The sequence below is a fragment of the Thermomonas brevis genome, assembly GCF_014395425.1.
Lineage (GTDB): Bacteria > Pseudomonadota > Gammaproteobacteria > Xanthomonadales > Xanthomonadaceae > Thermomonas > Thermomonas brevis.
This window is the reverse complement of the sequence record NZ_CP060711.1, coordinates 3,113,132-3,131,515: the sequence shown is the minus strand read 5'-3', so window position 1 is coordinate 3,131,515 and position 18,384 is coordinate 3,113,132. Positions and strand designations below refer to the sequence as shown.

At 66.3% G+C, this 18,384-nt stretch carries 15 protein-coding genes; 2 read left to right on the top strand and 13 right to left on the bottom strand.

Annotated elements, in window-relative coordinates; all coding sequences use genetic code 11:
* Positions 1-5: 5 nt before the first annotated feature.
* The gene (locus H9L17_RS14470; RefSeq protein ID WP_187570118.1) at positions 6-2,033 is read right to left on the bottom strand and encodes a glycoside hydrolase family 97 protein; all 2,028 of its coding nucleotides are present in this window, start codon (positions 2,031-2,033) and stop codon (positions 6-8) included.
* 188 nt (positions 2,034-2,221) lie between these two features.
* A complete protein-coding gene (locus H9L17_RS14465; protein WP_187570117.1) occupies positions 2,222-3,835 on the bottom strand; it encodes an alpha-glucosidase family protein in 1,614 nt (537 codons plus the stop codon).
* 146 nt (positions 3,836-3,981) lie between these two features.
* On the opposite strand from H9L17_RS14465, the gene H9L17_RS15945 reads away from it, so the two are divergent.
* Together H9L17_RS15945 and H9L17_RS15940 are read left to right on the top strand one after the other, a co-directional pair.
* Positions 3,982-5,484: an MFS transporter gene (locus tag H9L17_RS15945; protein ID WP_223158063.1), complete on the top strand. Its 1,503-nt coding sequence runs from the start codon at positions 3,982-3,984 to the stop codon at positions 5,482-5,484.
* 11 nt (positions 5,485-5,495) lie between these two features.
* Positions 5,496-7,205, top strand: coding sequence for an alpha-amylase family glycosyl hydrolase (locus H9L17_RS15940; protein ID WP_223158062.1), 1,710 nt, complete (start codon positions 5,496-5,498; stop codon positions 7,203-7,205).
* 140 nt (positions 7,206-7,345) lie between these two features.
* Here the strand turns inward: H9L17_RS15940 and H9L17_RS14455 are convergent, their stop codons facing one another.
* The 11 genes from H9L17_RS14455 to flgF all read right to left on the bottom strand — a co-directional run bounded on the left by H9L17_RS14455 (position 7,346) and on the right by flgF (position 18,377).
* Positions 7,346-8,389: a LacI family DNA-binding transcriptional regulator gene (locus H9L17_RS14455; RefSeq protein WP_187570115.1), complete on the bottom strand. Its 1,044-nt coding sequence runs from the start codon at positions 8,387-8,389 to the stop codon at positions 7,346-7,348.
* A 79-nt stretch (positions 8,390-8,468) separates the two neighbouring features.
* Entirely contained in the window at positions 8,469-11,900 is a 3,432-nt protein-coding gene (locus H9L17_RS14450) for an SbcC/MukB-like Walker B domain-containing protein (RefSeq protein WP_187570114.1), read from the bottom strand.
* Positions 11,887-12,513 (bottom strand): DUF4194 domain-containing protein, encoded by a 627-nt coding sequence (locus H9L17_RS14445; protein WP_187570113.1) that lies wholly within the window; start codon positions 12,511-12,513, stop codon positions 11,887-11,889. The genes H9L17_RS14450 and H9L17_RS14445 overlap by 14 nt, the downstream gene beginning before the upstream one ends.
* An 89-nt stretch (positions 12,514-12,602) precedes the next feature.
* The gene (locus H9L17_RS14440; protein ID WP_246455236.1) at positions 12,603-14,021 is read right to left on the bottom strand and encodes a Wadjet anti-phage system protein JetA family protein; all 1,419 of its coding nucleotides are present in this window, start codon (positions 14,019-14,021) and stop codon (positions 12,603-12,605) included.
* Between the two features lie 307 nt (positions 14,022-14,328).
* Positions 14,329-15,024, bottom strand: coding sequence for a sigma-70 family RNA polymerase sigma factor (locus H9L17_RS14435; RefSeq protein ID WP_187570111.1), 696 nt, complete (start codon positions 15,022-15,024; stop codon positions 14,329-14,331).
* A 15-nt stretch (positions 15,025-15,039) separates the two neighbouring features.
* Complete coding sequence (fliP, locus tag H9L17_RS14430; RefSeq protein ID WP_246455104.1) at positions 15,040-15,801, bottom strand: flagellar type III secretion system pore protein FliP; 762 nt, start codon at positions 15,799-15,801, stop codon at positions 15,040-15,042.
* Between the two features lie 100 nt (positions 15,802-15,901).
* A complete protein-coding gene (locus tag H9L17_RS14425; RefSeq protein WP_187572006.1) occupies positions 15,902-16,165 on the bottom strand; it encodes a hypothetical protein in 264 nt (87 codons plus the stop codon).
* Positions 16,162-16,467 carry a FliM/FliN family flagellar motor switch protein gene (locus H9L17_RS14420; protein WP_187570109.1) on the bottom strand — a complete coding sequence of 102 codons (306 nt, stop codon included), beginning with the start codon at positions 16,465-16,467 and terminating at the stop codon, positions 16,162-16,164. Before H9L17_RS14420 ends, H9L17_RS14425 begins: the two co-directional genes overlap by 4 nt.
* A 13-nt stretch (positions 16,468-16,480) precedes the next feature.
* The gene (locus H9L17_RS14415; RefSeq protein ID WP_187570108.1) at positions 16,481-16,672 is read right to left on the bottom strand and encodes a hypothetical protein; all 192 of its coding nucleotides are present in this window, start codon (positions 16,670-16,672) and stop codon (positions 16,481-16,483) included.
* 2 nt (positions 16,673-16,674) lie between these two features.
* Positions 16,675-17,211: a hypothetical protein gene (locus H9L17_RS14410; protein ID WP_187570107.1), complete on the bottom strand. Its 537-nt coding sequence runs from the start codon at positions 17,209-17,211 to the stop codon at positions 16,675-16,677.
* Between the two features lie 8 nt (positions 17,212-17,219).
* Positions 17,220-18,377 (bottom strand): flagellar basal-body rod protein FlgF, encoded by a 1,158-nt coding sequence (gene flgF / locus H9L17_RS14405; RefSeq protein WP_187570106.1) that lies wholly within the window; start codon positions 18,375-18,377, stop codon positions 17,220-17,222.
* Between the last annotated feature and the right edge of the window lie 7 nt (positions 18,378-18,384).

The window sequence follows — 18,384 nt, the reverse complement described above, 5'->3', positions numbered from 1 at the left end:
GCACGTCATGGTTCCAGCGGCACGAAACGAATCGCCGCGCCACCACCGCCGGCCAGCCACAGCGACAGCGCATCGCCACGCGCCACCGCCTTGTCCTCGCGCACGAAGCGGAAGCGCGCATCGCCATGCCAATCCGCGCCTTCGCCGTCGCGGTAGATCTCGGCGCGATAACGCTTGCCGGTATCGAGGAAGTCCAGCTTGAGTTGCAGCGTGCGCGGGTTGCGGTCGTTCATCGCGCCGAGGAACCACAGCGGCGCACCACGCTGCTTGCGGGCGATGGCGACGTATTCGCCCACTTCGCCGGCCAGCACGTGGCTTTCGTCCCAATCCACCGCCACGTCCTTGATGAACTGGAAGGCATCGGCATGTTGCGCGTAGTGTTCGGGCAGATCGGCGGCCATCTGGATCGGGCTGTAGATACCGACGTACAGCGCCAATTGGCGCGCCAGCGTGCTCTGGATTTCCTGCCCGTGGCGACCGGTCAGGCTGAGCACGCCGGGCGTGTAGTCCATCGGGCCGGCCAGCATGCGGGTGAACACCAGCGTCACTTCGTGTTCCGGCGGATTCGGCGGGTTGGCCCAGGCGTTGTATTCCATGCCGCGCGCGCCTTCGCGCGAGACCCAGTTCGGGTAGGTGCGGCGCAGGCCGGTGTCCTTGATCGGTTCGTGCGAGTTGATGGCGATGTGCCGCTTGGCCGCCGCCTCCAGCACGCGCAGGTTGTGGTGGCTCATCCACTGGCCTTCGTGCCATTCGCGCAGCACCGGGCCGTTCGCCGCGTCCTGCCGTTCGATCTGGCCGGCGTCGCAGACGTAGCCGGTTTTCACCACGTCGATGCCGTTGCGCGCGTCGAGTGCGAACGCCGCATCGAGCTGCCGCTCGTAGTGGCTGACCGCGCAGCCGGTTTCGTGGTGGCCGATCAGGTGGACGCCCTTGCCGGCGGCGTACTTCGCCAAACCCACAAGATCGAAATCCGCCGCGGGCTTGGTGAAGTCGAAGTCCCAGCCGTTGGCGAACCAGTCACCGTCCCAGCCGGGATTCCAGCCTTCCACCAGCACGCCGCGAAAGCCGTTGGCGGCGGCGAAGTCGATGTAGCGCTTCGTGTTCTCCGTGGTCGCACCGTGCTTGGGACCGGTGGCCCAGCTCTGCTCATCAAGATGCAGCGACCACCACACGCCGACGTATTTCGCGGGCGTGAACCAGCTCACGTCGCCCAGCTTGTTGGGTTCGTTGAGGTTGAGGATCAGGTTCGATTCCACCAACCCGCCAGCGCTGTCGCTGATGGCAATCGTGCGCCACGGCGTCACGAAGGGCGTGGCGCGCACCACCGGCGTCGGGCTGCCGGGTGTCAGCGCGGCGCGCAGGACGTTGCCTTCGCGCATCAGGTTCATGCCGGCGTAGTCCACCAGCGCGGCCTCGTGCAGGCTGAGGTGCAGGCCGTCGTCGGTGCGCAGGGTGATCGGCGTCTGCGCGATGCCGACTTCGGCCAGCGGCGTGCGGTGGTAGAGGTATTCCTCGCGGTTCCATTGCAGCGCGGGAATCCACCAGGCGGTGGCTGGGCGCGCGACGGCGAATTCGGTCAGCTCCTGCACGATTTGCGCCTCGCGCAGCGCGGGCTGCGCCGGCACGTCGTAGCGGAAGCCCACGCCGTCGTCGAAGACGCGGAACACCACGTCGAAGCGGCGGTGGTCGTGGTTCTTTTCGATGAGGCTGGCGCGCAGTTCGTTGTAATGCTCGCGCACGTAGCGGCGCTCGCCCCACGGTTGTTCCCACGTGTTGTCGAAGCTGCGTGCAGCCTGCTTTTCCAGCGTGAGGTTGCGCAGCAGCTGGCGACCGTTACGGAAAACGAAGCCCAGATGCGAATCGGCGATCACCGGCTTGCCGTCGCGCTGAACGCGGTAGGCGAGCCGTCCATCGCCGTCCAAGTCCAGTTCCACTTTCAGCCTGCCGTCGGGTGAGGTCACGCTGGTGACGGTTTCGGCGTGGGCAAGCGGGGATAGCAACAACCCGGCAGCCAGAAGCGCCCTGCTCGTCATTCCCGCGAAAGCGGGCCGCTTCTGACAGACGAATGTCTGTCCAATCCAGCTCTTGATCTTGAAAGGCAGAAAAGCTGGATTCCCGCCTTCGCGGGAATGACAGCGTTGAGAATGCCCTCTTTCGCGGGAATGACGGCCTTGGGGTTTTACGCTTTCACGGGAATGACGAGCAATGGCATTCATTTGCTTCACTCCAGTGTGCCGAACGCAATGCCGCGCGGCGGCAGATGCAGCGTCCCGCTTTCCAGCTTGGCCGCCTGCGGGCCGGGGGCATCGAGCAAGGCGGTGCCGGCAAACGCGGGCCATGACACCGGCGCATCCGACAGGTTGAACGCCACCAGCAGGCGCTGGCCCTCGGCCTCGCGCACGAAGGCCAGCACGTCGTCCGGCGCGTCCACGAAGGCGATGGAGCCGCGCACCAGCGCCGGTTGCGCCTTGCGCCAGCGCAGGAAGGCTCGGGTCGCGTTCAGCACCGACGCCGCGTCGTGCTGCTGCGCCTCCACGCTGCGTTCGCGATGCGCCGCCGGCACCGGCAACCATGGCTCGCCCGCGCTGAAGCCGGCGTTCGCGCCGTCGCCGCTCCACGGCATCGGCGTGCGGCAGCCGTCGCGGCCCTTGAAGTTCGGCCAGAAGGTCTTGCCGTAGGGATCCTGCAATTTTTCGAAAGGCACGTCCGCCTCCGGCAGGCCCAGTTCCTCGCCCTGGTACAGGCAGACCGAGCCGCGCAGCGAGCACACCAGCGCCACCAGCTGCTTCGCCAGCGCCGCGTCCGCCGCCTCGCCGCCCCAGCGGGTGACCGCGCGGCGCACGTCGTGGTTGGAGATGGCCCAGCAAGGCCAGCCCTCGGTCATTTTCGCTTCCAGCGCCTCCACCGTCTGCCGGATGTAGGCGGCGCTGCATTCCTCGGTCAGCAGCTCGAAGCTGTAGCCCATGTGCAGGCGGCGGTCGTTGCAATACTCGGCGGTGGTCGCCAGCGAATCTTCCGAGGAGATCTCGCCCAGCGCGCCAGCGTCGGAATAGCGGTCGAGCAGTGCGCGCACGTCCTCCAGCAGGCCGAGGTTTTCCGGCTGCGTGTTGTTGTGGATGTGGTACTGGAACGCATACGGATTGTCCGGGCTGAAGCCGCGCCCGGTGCGTAGTTCTGGCGGCTTCGCCGGGTTGTCGCGCAGTTGCGCGTCGTGGAACGGGAAGTTGATCGAGTCGAGGCGGAAGCCGTCGACGCCGCGATCCAGCCAGAACTTCAGATTGTCCAACTGCGCCGCGCGCACCTGCGGATTGTGGAAGTTCAGATCGGGCTGCGAGGACAAAAAGTTGTGCAGGTAGTACTGGCCGCGACGCGGTTCCCACGTCCACGCCACGCCGCCGAAGATCGACAGCCAGTTGTTGGGCGGGGTGCCGTCGGGCTTGGCGTCGGCCCAGACGAACCAGTCGGCCTTCGGATTGTCGCGGCTGGCGCGGCTTTCGCGGAACCACGGGTGTTCGACCGAGCAGTGGCTGAGCACCTGGTCGATCATCACCTTCAGGCCCAGCGCATGCGCCTTCGCCAGCAGGCGATCGAAGTCTTCCAGCGTGCCGAACAGCGGATCGACGCCGCGAAAGTCGGCGATGTCGTAGCCGAAGTCGGCCATCGGCGAGGTGAAGAACGGCGACACCCAGATCGCGTCGACGCCGAGCGAGGCGATGTAGTCCAGACGCTCGACGATGCCCGGCAGATCGCCCACGCCGTCGCCGTCGGTATCGAGGAAGCTGCGCGGATAGACCTGGTAGATCACCGCGCCGCGCCACCACTGTTGTCCCGCCATGTCCGCCCCGTGTCCCTCGCGTCCACCGGACTATGCCCGCGCCGAAGCGCCCGGCGCGCGTGAATACGTTTACAGGCATGCCCGGCCGTGGCCTGGGGTATATGTAACGACGCCGCAGGGGACGGCCACGAAAACCAGGGGTATGCATGCACGCCAACGGCACCACCGTAACCGCGCAACCGAAGCCGCAGCTCTCGTTCTGGCAGATATGGAACATGTGCTTCGGCTTCCTCGGCATCCAGTTCGGCTTCGCGCTGCAGAACGCCAACGTCAGCCGCATCTTCCAGACGCTGGGCGCGGGCATGGACGACATCCCGGTGTTGTGGGTGGCCGCGCCGCTGACCGGCCTGCTGGTACAGCCGCTGATCGGCTACCTGTCCGACCGCACGTGGACGCCGCTGGGTCGACGCCGCCCCTACTTCCTCGCCGGCGCGGTGCTCGCCTCGCTCGCCCTGCTCGCCTTCCCCAACGTGCCCGCGTTGTGGATCGCCGCCGGCATGCTGTGGGTGCTGGACGCCTCGATCAACGTGGCGATGGAGCCGTTCCGCGCCTTCGTCGGCGACCAGCTGCCGCCGGTGCAGCGGCCCAGCGGCTATGCGATGCAGAGCTTCTTCATCGGCGTCGGCTCGGTGGTCGCCAGCCTGTTGCCGTACCTGCTGGAAAAATGCGGCGTCGCCAACACCGCGCCCGACGGGCAGATCCCCGACACCGTGCGCTACGCCTTCTACGCCGGCGGCGCGGTGCTGCTGGGCGCGATCGGCTGGACGGTGCTGCGCACGCGCGAGTATCCGCCGGAGGCCATCGCCGGTTGGGACGAAGCCCCTGCACTGGCACGCCGCGACGGCGACGTCGCGCTGCTGCGCGCGCTGTCCGTCACGGCCATCCTCGCGGGCGCGCTGCTGGCGGCGGTGGTGGAAGGCCGCGCGCTGGACAAGGCGCTGTACATCCTCGCCGGGCTGTTGGCCGGCTTCGGCCTCGCCTTCCTCGTGCGCACCTTCCTGCGCGCCGACAACGCCTTCACGCGCATCCTCGACGACGTGCGCGACATGCCGCCGGCGATGGCACAGCTGGCGGTGGTGCAATTCTTCTCGTGGTTCGCGCTGTTCGCGATGTGGATCTATACCACGGCGGCGGTGGCGGAGACGCATTTCGGCAGCACCGATCCCACCTCCGCCGCCTACAACTCCGGCGCGAACTGGGTCGGCGTGCTGTTCGCCGCCTACAACGGCTTCGCCGCGCTGGCGGCCATCGCAATCCCGTGGATGGCGCGCCGCTTCGGCCTGCGCGTCAGCCACCTGTTCAACGCCGTGCTGGGCGGGCTGGGGCTGCTGTCGATGACGGTGATCCGCGACCCGCACTGGCTGCTGCTGTCGATGGTGGGCGTGGGCTTCGCCTGGGCGTCGATCCTCTCGCTGCCCTACGCGATGCTGTCCGACGCCGTGCCCGCCGCGAAGATGGGCACCTACATGGGCATCTTCAATTTCTTCATCGTGATTCCGCAGCTGGTCGCCGCCAGCCTGCTGGGCTTCCTGCTGAAAACCCTGCTGGGCGGGCATCCGATCAACGCGCTCGCCATCGGCGGCGTCAGCATGATCGTGGCCGGCCTGTGCGTGCTGCGGGTGCGCCTGCCCGCCGCCAAGACCGCCTGAGGACCGTTTCGATGCGCGCAACCCTGGCCCTGTCCACCCTCGCCGCCTGCCTGCTCGCCGCCTGCAACGGCACCTCGCCGCCGACCGCGAAGACGACGCCGAAGGATTACTACGGCACGCTGGAGCCGTTCGCCGCCAACGCGGTGTACTTCGTGATGACCGACCGCTTCGTCAACGGCGATCCGTCCAACGACCACCGCGAACAGGGCACCTTCGACATTCCGCTGCCGCCCTGCAACGGCGTGAGCGGCAACATCGGCTACCTCGGCGGCGACTTCAAGGGTCTTGCCGAACATCTCGATTACATCCGCGAGATGGGCTTTTCCTCGGTGTGGATCACGCCCATCGTGGACAACCCGGACGAACCCTTCACCGGCGGCACCGCGCCCACCTGCGGCGGCAGCCTCGCCGACAAGGGCAAGACCGGCTACCACGGCTATTGGGGCATGAACTTCTACAAGGTCGATGAACACTTGCCCAGCGCCGATCTGGATTTCCGTGGCTTGGCCGATGCGATGCACGCCAAGGGCATGAAGCTGGTGCTGGACATCGTCGGCAATCACGGCTCGCCCGCATGGGGCATGAGCAGCGATCAGCCCAAGTTCGGCAAGGTGTACGACAAGGACGGCGTGCTAATCGCCGATCACCAGAACCTGCCGCCGCAACAACTCGATCCGGCGCACAACCCGCTGCACCGTTTCTACAACACCATCGGCCCGGTCGATGGCGACAACTACGCCAGCGGCAACCTCGCGCAACTCTCCGACTTGAACGAGCACAACCCGGCGGTGCTGGACTATCTGGCCGGCGCTTACGAACAGTGGATCGAACAGGGCGCGGACGCCTTCCGCATCGACACCATCGGCTGGATGCCGGATGCGTTCTGGCAGCAGTTCACCACCCGCATCCGCGCCAAGCATCCGGGCTTCTTCATGTTCGGCGAAGCCTTCGACTACGACGCAGGCCGCATCGCCACCCACACCCTGCCCAGCCACGGCGAAACCAGCGTGCTGGATTTCCCGATGAAGCAGGCAATGGAGGAAGCGTTCGGCCGCAAGCAGGCCGGCTTCGAGCGGCTCGCCCCGTCGCTGCACCTGACCGGCGGGCCGTATGCGAATCCCTATGACCTCGCCACGTTCTACGACAACCACGACATGCCGCGCATGGACGCCAGCGACACCGGCTTCATCGACGCGCACAACTGGCTGTTCACCGCCCGCGGCATCCCGGTGGTCTATTACGGCTCGGAGATGGGCTTCATGCGCGGCCGCCCGGAGCACGGCGGCAATCGCAACTACTTCGGCACCGAGGGCATTGAAGCGGCCAAGGCCAGCCCGATTCGCGCGGCCTTATCGCGGATCGCCAAGGTGCGCGCGGCGGCGCCGGCGCTGCAGCGCGGGTTGCAGCTCGACGTGGAACTGGCCGGCAATCGCGCGGCGTTCTATCGCGTCTATCAACATGGCGATACGCAGCAAATCGCGCTGGTGTTGTTGAACAAAGGCGATGCGCCCGAGCGATTCGCGATCGACAAGATGCTGCAAGCCGGGCGCTGGACGTCGGCGCTGGATGGCGGAGTGGTCGAGGTCGCGGCGGGCGGCAAGCTGGAGGCGAGCGTGCCGGCGCACGGCGTACAGGTCTATCTGCTCGATGCTGCCGCCACCGAACCGGCGCTCGTAGCCGCGTTGGATGTGGCGATGGCGGGGGCACGGTTGCCGCGCTAGCAGCGGTGCCCGCGCATCCACGGCGCGCGGGCCCGCTTCAATCCGTCATGCCCGCCCAGGCGGGCATCCAGCTCTGCAATTGCCTGCACCAAACATCTGGACTCCTGCCTTTGCGGAAGCGACGAGCAAACGCAGCGGCATCACCCGCCGCTGGACGCCCGCACTTCCAGTACCGGCTGCAGCATCACGCTCTGCGCCGGCTGCTCGCGCACCAGTTGCAGCAGCGTCTGCACCAGCAGTTCACCGGCCTTAGAAGTGTCCTGCACCACCGTGGTCAGCGGCGGGTTGGCGTAACAGGCCATGGAGGTGCCGTCGAAGCCCACCACCGCCACGTCCTCGGGAATGCGCAGGCCCGCCTGCTTCAGTGCATGCATCGCACCGATCGCAATCAGGTCGCTGGCGGCGAACACCGCGTCGAACGGCAGCCCGCGCGCCAGCAACGCATTGGCGGCATCGACGCCGGCTTGCTCGGTGCTGTCGGCGTCCACCTGCAATTCCGGCAGCATCGCCAGCCCCGCTTCGCGCAGCGCCGCGTCGCAGCCTTGGTAACGGGCGAAGAACTCGGGGAAGCGCGATGAGGCATCGCCCAGAAACGCGACGCGGCGACGCCCGCGCTCCACCAGATGGCGGCCGGCCAGCGCACCGCCGGCGAGGTTGTCGCAGCCGATGGAAATCCCCGGCTGGCCCTGCTCCACCTGCCCCCAACGCACGAAATGCGTGCCCTGCTCCACCAGCCGCGCCAGCTTGCTCTCGTAGGCGAGGTAGTCGCCGTAGCCGAGCAGGATCAGGCCATCGGCCTTCATGCTGTCCTCGTAGTCGGCGTGCCAGTCGTCCGAGAGCTGCTGGAACGACACCAGCAGGTCGTGGCCGTGGCGGGCGCAGGCGCGGGTGATCGAACCGAGCATCGACAGGAAGAACGGGTTGATGTGCGAATCGTCCTGCGTCGGATCCTCGAACAACAGCAGCGCCAGCGTGCCGGCGCGCTGGGTGCGCAGGCTGGAGGCGTGGCGATCGACCTTGTAGTTCAGCTCGCGCACCGCCTGCTCGACCCGCCGGCGCGTCTCGGCATTCACCAGCGGACTGCCGGCCAGCACGCGCGACACCGTCGCCTGCGACACGCCCGCGCGATGGGCGATGTCGAGCGAGGTGATCCGGGTCTTCTTGCGGGAGCGTTGATCCTGCATCGAGCGAGTGTAGCAATGCCACCGCAGCGCCTGCTTCCGGCGGCACGGGCAGTTTTCGCCCGCACCGGATCGGAACCGATCAGGCGATGGCCTGCTCGCGCTCGATGCGCCCGGTTTCCGCCGCCAGCAGTTCCGGGTGCAGGTCGAATTGGTCGGACAGCAGCAGCGCGCGTGCGGCCTCGGTGACTTCGATGCGTTCGGCTTGCAGCAGGTCGCCGTCGCGGAACAGTTCGATGTAGCTGTCCAGCACACCGGACAGGGTGCCTTGCGCGGTGTCCGGCGCGGCCAGCACCAGTTGCAGGCCCAGCGAGCGCAGATAGCCGGTGATGGCGCGCGCGTTCTGCGCGTCGATCTTGTCGCCGAACTCGTCGAGCAGAATCAGCCCCAGCCCGCCCGGCTGCGCCTCGCTCTTGCCGTAGGCCGCCGCCAGCGCCGCGCCGGCGATCACGTACAGCGGCGCGCGGTGTTCGCCGCCGGAGCCGGAGCGCATGCGCTCGCTGAGGCTGCCAATCACGCGGTCGTCCTGCCTGATCTGCACCTCGAAGCGGAAGAAGCGGCGGTAGTCGTCCAGCGGCGAGTTGGCGACGTGCGCGGCGGCCTTGTCCTCGACCAATGCACGGAAGGCGTCCGGCACCTGCCCTGCGCTTTCGAACAGCGTGTCCTCGCCGCCGATGTCGGCGGCGCGCTGGATGAAGCGGTGCAGGTCGCGGAACTCCGGCAGCACATCAAAGTGGAACTGGTAGCGCTCGTTGTTGGAGAACGCGGGGCTGGCGCGTAGGGTGCGGTTGAGCGTGGCGATCTGGGTCTTGAGGCGGCTGAAATTGTCGTACAGCGTGGACGCGACGCCGGTGCGGAAGGTGTCCACGGCGGTGGCGTAGGCCTGCCGCGCTTCTTCTTCGTACTGCACCAGTTCGGTGTCGCGCAGCTGCGCCAGTTCGCGTTGCAGCAGGCCGCGCGCGGGCCGCCAGGCGGTGGCGTCGAAGTCCAGTTCGATGCCGTGATCGCGGGCGTACTGCGCCAGTCCGCTCCAAGCGTCGGGCAGCAGCCGCGCCAGCTGCGCGTCGCTGTCCTTGGCGCGTTCGTCGCAGCGGCGCGCGCGTTCTTCCAGCGACGGGTATTTCTCGTCCATTTCTTCGCGCTGGCGTTCGACCCGGTTGGGATCGACGTCGGGATCGGCGAAGGCGTCCACCGCGCGGCGCGCGATCAGCGCTTCCTGCTGGCGCAGGCCGTCGAGCAGGCCGCAGCTGCGGTCGAGGTTGGACGCGGCGACCGCTTCCTGCCCGACCAGTGCGTCGGCGCGCGTTTCGCATTCACCCAGTTGCGCGTTGAGTTCGCGCACCTGTTCCGACAGCCGCAACAGATCCGGGTCGAGCACGGCGCGGCGGCTTTCCTGCGCGCTGCGGTAGCGTTCTGCCACCTGCCGGTGTTCCAGCACGCGCTCGTGCAGCGATTGCGCCACCGCGTCGGCGTCGGCCAGCCGCGCCAGTCCGCGCTGGCTGTCGTCGGCGTGACGCAGCTGCGGCTCGATCTCACGCAGCGCGCGCTCGGCATGTTCGATTTCATCGTGCAGCACGCGCAGGCGCGCGCGGTTGTCGGACGCACCGATGCGCAGATCGCCGGCAGCAGGCAGGCGCAGGCGTTCGATGCTGCCGCCGCGCGCAAGCGAACCGTCGCGGGTCAACCCTTGGCGGCTGCGCACCAATTCGGCGTCGGTTTCGACGCAGCGCAGTTCGCCGAGTTGGCGGCGCAGGAAGGCCAGTGCGTCGGCGTTGAGACCGTCCAGCAGCGCGGCGACGCTACCGGCAGCGGGCTCATCCGCACCACGCGAGTTGCGCGCATGGCTGGACAGCGCCAGCTTCACGCCATACACCGAGCGTCCGCCGGACAGGCTGCGATACAGCTTGACCGCGCGCTCCTCGTCCTTGTCGGGGATCAGCAGCGCTTCGACGTTGCTGCGCAGATAGGCTTCGATGGCGGGTTGCCATGCGGTGTCCGTGATGCGCACCAGATCGCAAACCGGGCGCGCGTCGATGCCGGCGTCGCGCAGGTAGCTCATCAGGCGCGCCGTGTCCGGATGCAGTTCGGCTTGGCCGGCGGCGAGACGCTTCTGGTTCTGGCGCGCGGCGGCCAGCGCGTCGCGGGCCTTGTCATGGGCGGCATGCAGCGCGCGGGCATGGCGATCCACCCGTTCGCGCAGCGGTGCGGCGGCGCGCAGGGCTTGGCGTGCGCGGGCGAACAGGTCTTCCGGCGTCCATGGCAATGCGTCTTCGGCGGCAAGCGCCGACAGTTCGGCATGCCAGTCGTCCCAGTCGGCGCGGGCGGCGGTCAACGCATCGTGATCGAGATCGTCGAGCGCCAGCGCGTCGAGCTGGCGGTATTGCTCGCGGACGAAACCGACTTCGCGCAGCAGGTCTTTCTTCAACTGCGCGAGGCGGTCGCGGTCGCGGCCCGCCAGTTCGTCGAGCTGCGCCTGCTCGCCGTAACCGACGCTGCCCTGCAAGCGGGCATTCGCGCGCGTCTGTTCCTCGCGCAACGTGTCGCGTTCGACGCGGGTGTCGGCGAGGCGGCGACGGGTATCGGCCAGCGCGTTTTCCGCATCGGTGACGGCGCTCTCGGCCTGATCGAGTTGCTCGCTATAGAGATCGCGCGCGTACTCGGCGGCCAGCGCGCGCGCGGACGCGGCGCGGGTGGCCTGCGCGGCGATCTTCTCGTATTGGCGCTCCACGCCTTCGGCGGCGTCGATGCGCTGCCTGACCTGTTCGATCTTCTCCTTGATCTGGCGGAAACTCTCCAGCAGCGCGCGAAAGCGGGCGATGTCGGTGGGCCGGTCTTCGGCCACCAGCGTGCGCACAAACAGATCGACGTCCTCGACGCGTTGCAGGTTCAGCGCGTTGAGGAAGGCCTTGCGGTAGGCGTTGAGGTCGGGGCTGGCCGAGGGGCCGGCACGCAGGCGCAGCAGCAGGTCGCGCAGGAAGCGCTCGGCGTTGGGATGCAACTGCGGCGTTTCGCCCGCGTCCTTGCAGCGGCGGGTGATGTGCTCGCGGAAGGTGTTCCACGCCAGCGGCAGTTCCTTGCCGTTGATGCGTTCCAGATGCTCGTCCAGTTCCAGCGCCACGTTCGGCAGCAGGTACAGGCCGTGGACGCGATGTTCGGGTTCGTCTGCCGATGCGCCGAGCGCGATACCGACGGTCAGCGGCGTGCCGGTGTCGGTATCGCGGAACACCAGCGAGATGTAGGTGGTCGCGGTGCGGCGCTTGCGGCCTTCGTCGCCGGTGCGGAACACGCCGAGGCAGTAGTCGCGGATGGTGCGCGCGCGGTGGCTCCCGCCGGCCTGCGCATTGAAGCGAATGCGACTGCGGTCGCCGCCCAGCAGCACGATCTGCAAGGCGTCGAGCAGCGCGCTTTTGCCCGCGCCGTTGGGCGCGATGATGGCGCTGGTGGCGTCCAGCCGCAGGCTCTGTGCCTCGAACAGGAAGAACTGGACGAGGTGGACGCACTCAAGCTGCTGCATCGTCGTCCTCCGCTTCGGCGTCGCCCGCTTCGTCGCGGTTGTGTTGATCCAGCCGTTGCAGCCACTGTTCGCCGACGATTTCGACGATGGCCGGGCGCACGCGCAGATGGAACGGCTGCGGGTCGTCGCTTTCCGAATCCACCAAGCGGCACACGCCCCAGCGTTTGAGCGTGCGCGCCAACGCGCGCAGCGTGCCGACGTCGGGCATCGCGCGGCCGGTCAGCGCTTGCCAGCTTTCCTGCAACTCGGGCAGTTCCACCACCACTTCGCCGTGGTCTTCGATCAGGCCTTGGCGCATGGCTTCGTCGTAGCGTTGGCGCAGCACCAGCAGGGCCAGCGTTTCGTCCAGCGTCACCGTTGCGCCTTCGCCATGCGACGGCAGCGCCACCACGTAGCGGTAGTGCGGGTTGCGCTCCACGCGGATGCCCAGCGGCTCCAGCGCGGCGACGAAATCGGCGAGGTGATCCTCGACCAAGTGGTAGGCCACGCGCGAGCGCGGATCGGCGGCATACAGTACCTGCTCGGTGGCGAGGCGGTAGGCGGCGCGCTCGAAGTCCTGCACGGTGTAGGTGCCGTTGGACAGTTGGCTGAGGGTGTTCCAGCTGCGTTTCATTGAGGGATTCGAAAATGAGGGTCGTCTGTAGGAGCGCCTTCAGGCGCGACTAGGAGCTGCGGATGCCCCGGTCGCGCCTGAAGGCGCTCCTACAAGGGCGGAGAGGATGATGTGCCGATGCGTTGGATGCGGAAGCGCGGGCCGCGCAGGTAATCGTTGTCGCGGGTGTCGCCGGCGTCGAGCAGTTCCACGCGGAAGCCGCGCAGCAGCCGGCCCAGCGGGTCTTCGCGGCGCAGGCCGCCGATGCGGTTGCCGCGCAGCGCCAGTGTGAGCAGGGTCTGGTAGGCGCGTAGGTCTTCGATGCCAGCAATGCCGAGCTGCGCGGAGTCGATCATTGCGCCGTGGTGCAGATGGCGGCCGACGTAGCGCGCCATGTCCTCGGCGTTGACCAGCCGCGCGCGCTTCATCTTGCGCAGCAGCGACAGCCGCGCTAGTTGCTCCGGCGTGGGCGGTTCGGTGGCGTTGGCGCTGCGCGGGATCGGCGCGGGCTTGCGCTGCGGCGGACGCAGGCGGGTTTCGTCCATCAGCGGACCGGGCGCGACCAGCAGGCGCAGCGCGTCGGCAGGCGCCGACAGCACGCCGCGGCAGGCGCGGCGCAGCAGCACGTCGAGCTTGTCGGGCGCGCGCAGGCGGTAGTCGAGGAAGGCCAGCGCGCGGCGGTTGGCCTGGCGGATGTCCTCGTCGAGCCGGGCGAGGTATTCGTCGATGCGCTCCAGTTCGCGCAGACGGCCAAGGCTGCGCGACAGACGCTGCTGCGCGCGGGCTTCGTCGCCGCCGGTGACGTGCTCGCGGTACCACGCCACCAGCGCCTCGCGCGGCGCACCGGCATCTAGCTGCTGCGCCATCGCCAGGATCGAACTGCGCCGCGCCATCGGGTGGTCGGCGCGATGCAGTTCGGCGTAGTCGCCGATGAACAGCTGGCCGACGTAGCGTTCGAACCATTGCCTTGCGAACTGCGCAGTGGTTTCCGCCTTGCTCAGTTCCGGCATCAGGTCGCGCACCTGCAGGCTCATCGAGGCCAGCGACACCAGCAGCCGGCGCGCCTGGTCGGCGGCTTCGTCGAGGATGCCGCCGTCCATGCGGCCGTCGGCCACCTGCTGCAACTGCAATTCCACCGAGCGCATCTTGGCCGACACAAAGGTCGGGCCGTGTTCGCTGAACTCCACCAGCGTGGACAGCAGCTGCGCCACCATCGGCGGCATCGTCACCATCTCGCGCGCGCCGATGCGCTCCTGGCGCAGCCAGCCGGCGGCGCGGAAGCGGTCGTGGATGGCGCTGGCGCGCACGTTCAGCGGCGCGTCCGGGGCCTGGCCGTCCTCGTCTTCCCAGGGATCGTCGGCGAGCAGATAGCGCTCGATCGCGGCGGTGATCTCGCGGCGCGGGAAGCCGTGGCTGGGCGGCACCGGTGCGTCCGGACCGAAGAACTCGTCGAACAGCCGGCACAGCAGCGACCAGTAGTTGCGGCGGTTGGCCGAGGCCAGCGGGCCGAAGATGCCCGCCGGTACCACCTCGAACAAGGGCGCACTTCCCTGCATTTCTCTCCTGTCCATGCCTGCCCTGTGTAGCCGCCTTGTAGCGATTGCCTGTTCGGTTCTCATGGAAGCGAAAACAAGAAAGCCAACCATAGGGTTGGCTTTCCAATTGACATGCTTTTGCTCCAACGCATGCAGCCATCGAGCAACCAAGCGACCGACTGGCCTGATTGGGGCGCCAGATCGACCCGAGGCGATCACCCACCCAAGGCCTTATCTTCGACCTTCTCTTACAAGACCCAATGCTAGCACCTTGACATAGACGCTGCAGCAGCCAGACCGACTATACAGCGCCCCGAAATCCGTCCAACAAAGGCGAGCTTCTCAATCTGGCTATTCCACTTTTATGCAGCTGCGAAATTCTGCCCTTTGTGACACCAAGCAATCTCGCAATCTCGACGAACGGCATGTGCTGCAGATAATGCAATCCGATCACCTGCCCTTCCTTTTCGGGAAGTTTCCGGATCGCCTCCCGCAACCGGCCGCCCACCCTGTCCACGTCAATCTGACGCTCGACGGGTTGCATCTGGTCTACGAAATCGGATTCGCCAATAACATCGAGGAAGTGTCCGATGGCCAGCCCCGAAACCAGTGAGACGAAATGATCGAGTTGATCCGCGCCGTCCCGCTCATTCAGAGAGTCCAGACGATCTTCCCGCCTCCCCTGCCATGCCCCTGCCTGGCGGTTTTCGGCAAGGAACATACGCAGCCCATTGAACACCGAACCCCGCACCCTTGGCTTTGCGTATGCGATGAAGTCGATGCCGCGTGCATGGTCAAAGCGCTCCATCGCCTCGAGCAACCCGATGACAGCATTCTGTGAGTAGTCCGCCCAATCCATTTGCGCGATCTTCACGCGACGGAACACATCGCCCGCAACAGCGCGCGCCCATGCCGAATATTTAGCAAAAAGAAGCTGATGCGCGGCGCGGTCGTTCGATTCGCGCAACCTTCCCCATAACTCCAGCTCTTCCCCCAAGCAAGCCATGCGGGGCTAGCTCGAATAGCTGCTCAGCAACGCCCGGGAGATCAGGACCCAGCCATCGACCAGGATGAACAGCAATATCTTGATCGGCAAACTGATCGTGCCCGGCGGCACCATGATCATGCCCAGCGCCATAAGGATGGCAGCCACTACGATATCGACCAGGAGAAAGGGCAGAAAGATCACGAATCCGATCTGGAATGCCGTCTTCAGCTCGCTGAGCAGGAACGCTGGCGCGAGGTGGGTGAGCTTGATATCGTCGATCGTCTTCGGGCGCGGCGCGTGGGCCATTTCGAGCACGGCCACCAAGTCCGACTCGCGCGTCTGCCGGACCATGAAGGCTCGAACCGGAATCGCACCCGTATCCAGCGCTTCTTTCGTGGTGATCTTCTCCTGCAGATAGGGCTGGACTGCCCCGCTGTTCACTGCGTCGACCACCGGCGCCATGGAAAACACGGTCAGAAAGATCGCCAAAGTCACCAGCACGCTGTTCGGCGGCGTCTGCGGCAATCCCAGCGCATGCCTGAGCAGCGACAGCACGATGATGATGCGAGTGAACGAGGTCAGCCCGATCAAAAGTATCGGGACGACCGAAAGCATGCTCAGCAGGAGGAAGGTGCGCACGACGGGTGAATAGTCCTGCCGCGCCGCATCCCTCAATGCATCCACCCCCTGCGAAGGCTGTGCGAACGCATCGGGAATGAAGAAAACGACGATCAGCAGAAAAATCGCAACCGTCCACCAGCGCGCGCCGCTACCGACCGCCTTCACGCTTGCCTCTCCGACGCGGTCAAGCCAGCCGAGGCCGACGATTCGACCAGCAAATATTCCTGCTCGCCGTCCCGGATGCGGTAGAGCACCGTTTTCCGGCTTACGACGAGACGCTCCAGAACCGCCAACTTCCTCGCATCGTTGGAAGACGTGGCCCGCCCCCCATCCAACGACCCAGCCAGCCCGCGCGCCTGGCGTACCAAGCCAGGCCATAGAACGCGGCCAGCAACAGCAGCGCCGCCGCCAGCACACCACCGGCCTCCGGCAACGACACGACGGCATCCGGGCGGAAAGGAATCGCATCTGACTTCACCGTTCCCGCCGGTGCACCGCCCGCAATGAGCGTAGAGCGGATCGAGATCATGACAACTCGGTGATGCGAATCCCGAAGCATTCATCGACGGCAACGAGTTCGCCGCGCGCCACCGCTTTTCCGTTCAACTTCAGCGTCACGGGCGTCTCCAGATCCTCATTCATCGTCAGGACCTCGCCTTTCCTGAGTGCGTAGAGTTGATCCACCGTCAGGGAAACGGTACCGATCATCGCCGACAGCGAAACCGGCAAATGGCCAACCAGATTCATATCCTTGCCGACGATCGCCGAACCGGTGGGTTCCGTAGTCGGAGCTTCAGGAAATTCGATCGCGTGTACAGTCGTGGTGTTCATGGCATTCCAGGGATCAGGCGGATTCGATCTGCAAGGCAAGCGAAGTCCCGTTCCTGCAGGGACTGCCGCGGGCAATGCGTTTTCCATCAGGAGTGACCAGATGGAACAGATTCTTGAGAGGAGTACGCGATACCAGCACCTCGCCGACGCGTAGTCCGCTGGTGTCGTTGACGGTGGCTGGGCCGAGATCGACGACCACATCCAAGATCATCGTCTCCTGGCCAAGCGCGGCTTCTTTCCGATCCAGTGGCGCTGCCGTCCTGCTCGGTGGGGGCACAGCACATCGCACAGACCGCTGTCCAGCCAAAGCAGCGCGTCAAAGCCCCAGCCAACCAGATTGACGTAAAGACCGCCGAACTTCGCCTCGCGCATTTTCACTGAAGGCATTTCGCCGACCGCGAGATCAATGGAGCCGTCACCCGTCAAACGGGCAGCAAGCGACTGAAGCGCACGCTCTCCGACTCTGCGCCCCAGGCCAAGACGATCCTCGACGCTGGCGTTGGCGAGCAGTCCGCCAAGCGCATTGAGCATGCGCAGCCTTACCCCGAGATGGAGCGTTCCGGCTGCACAGGCCGCCATCTTCCAATGCCACCCGGCCGCGCCCGACAGGGAATCGTCATCAGCAGGCTCGATCTTGAACGCGTCCGGGGCAACACTCCATTCTTCCGACCAAAGCCGAACCTGCGCCTGCAGCGCATCGAGCAGCTCACGACGCCGTGCCGCGCCGAGCCAGCGAATCCGCATCGGGCGCATCAACCGCCCCGCGAGCTGTTGTACAACTGCTCGATCATTTCGTTGCTGACGGTCATCACCCGCGAACTGGCCTGATAGCCGCGCTGGATGATGATCATGTCCGCGAACTCCTGATTGAGGTCGACGTTCGACATCTCCAGGCTGCTGCCGGCGATGCGCCCCAGACCGCCGGCACCGGGCCGCCCGATCTCGCGACCGACGACGCTGGCACCTGCGACCAGGCGTCCGCCAACCATGTCGAGCGTGCTGTCGCTCGGAAACGACGCCAACGCGATCTGCGGACCCTGGCGCTTTTCCGACGAGGAATAAACAAGCTGCATGACGCCTTCGTCGTCGAAAGACAGGCTGGTGACGCCAAGCAGCGGATGGCCGTCGGGCGCTTGCGCCTTCAGACTCGCGGCGATTCCGGTCAACCGGGTGGCGCCGTCGAAGGCGCCGGGCGTACCGAAATTGAGCGTTACGGCCTGAGCGACACCGCCATAGGAAAGATTCAGGGTCAATGCGTTGAAAGCGGCAACCGGAGTCCCGTCCGTTCCGAAACGCACCTCGCCGCTACCGACGGTTGCACCGGTTTCGTCCACGACCGATACGAGATAGCTGCCGGCGGTCACGGTACCATTGTCGGTCAACGTCGCGGTGAGCGTATGCACACCCCCCGTCGTGTCGTAAATCTGGATGGAACCGACATTCGTGGTCGCCGTGCCCGGCACGATATTGCCGCTCATCCGGACGGCACCCGTCGCTTGCGGCTGTAGCGTGCGGTAATCGTCGAGATCGATGGCCTGCAAGTTCCCCTGTACATCGATCGCCATGACTTCATAGCCCGTTGCGGTATCGATCAGGCGACCGGCCTCGTCGAAACGGAATTGACCGGCGCGGGTGTAAAAGAAACGTCCCTGTTCGTCACGCAGGATGAAATAGCCGCTTCCATCGATCGCCAGGTCGGTCGACGTACCTGTCTGTCGGATATCTCCCGCATTGGCGCGCACGCCCTCACCACCGATGCGCGTACCGCGTCCGCCGTTGACGTTCTCGAAGAACGAATCGCTTCCGCGGAAACCCGGCGTGTTCATGTTCGCCACATTGTTGCTGACGGTATCGAGGCTCTTGGAGAAGCTGAAAAGCCCGGACAAACTGTTGAAGAGTGCATGGAACATGTCGCTT

Coding starts and splice junctions, on each gene's coding strand:
- H9L17_RS14450 (WP_187570114.1), bottom strand. CDS start 11,900: ATGCAGCAGCTTGAGTGCGTCCACCTCGTCCAGTTCTTCCTGTTCGAG.
- H9L17_RS14425 (WP_187572006.1), bottom strand. CDS start 16,165: ATGATCTCGATCCGCTCTACGCTCATTGCGGGCGGTGCACCGGCGGGA.
- H9L17_RS14410 (WP_187570107.1), bottom strand. CDS start 17,211: ATGCGGATTCGCTGGCTCGGCGCGGCACGGCGTCGTGAGCTGCTCGAT.
- H9L17_RS15945 (WP_223158063.1), top strand. CDS start 3,982: ATGCACGCCAACGGCACCACCGTAACCGCGCAACCGAAGCCGCAGCTC.
- H9L17_RS14420 (WP_187570109.1), bottom strand. CDS start 16,467: ATGAACACCACGACTGTACACGCGATCGAATTTCCTGAAGCTCCGACT.
- H9L17_RS14470 (WP_187570118.1), bottom strand. CDS start 2,033: ATGACGAGCAGGGCGCTTCTGGCTGCCGGGTTGTTGCTATCCCCGCTT.
- H9L17_RS14465 (WP_187570117.1), bottom strand. CDS start 3,835: ATGGCGGGACAACAGTGGTGGCGCGGCGCGGTGATCTACCAGGTCTAT.
- H9L17_RS14445 (WP_187570113.1), bottom strand. CDS start 12,513: ATGAAACGCAGCTGGAACACCCTCAGCCAACTGTCCAACGGCACCTAC.
- H9L17_RS15940 (WP_223158062.1), top strand. CDS start 5,496: ATGCGCGCAACCCTGGCCCTGTCCACCCTCGCCGCCTGCCTGCTCGCC.
- H9L17_RS14455 (WP_187570115.1), bottom strand. CDS start 8,389: ATGCAGGATCAACGCTCCCGCAAGAAGACCCGGATCACCTCGCTCGAC.
- flgF (WP_187570106.1), bottom strand. CDS start 18,377: ATGTTCCATGCACTCTTCAACAGTTTGTCCGGGCTTTTCAGCTTCTCC.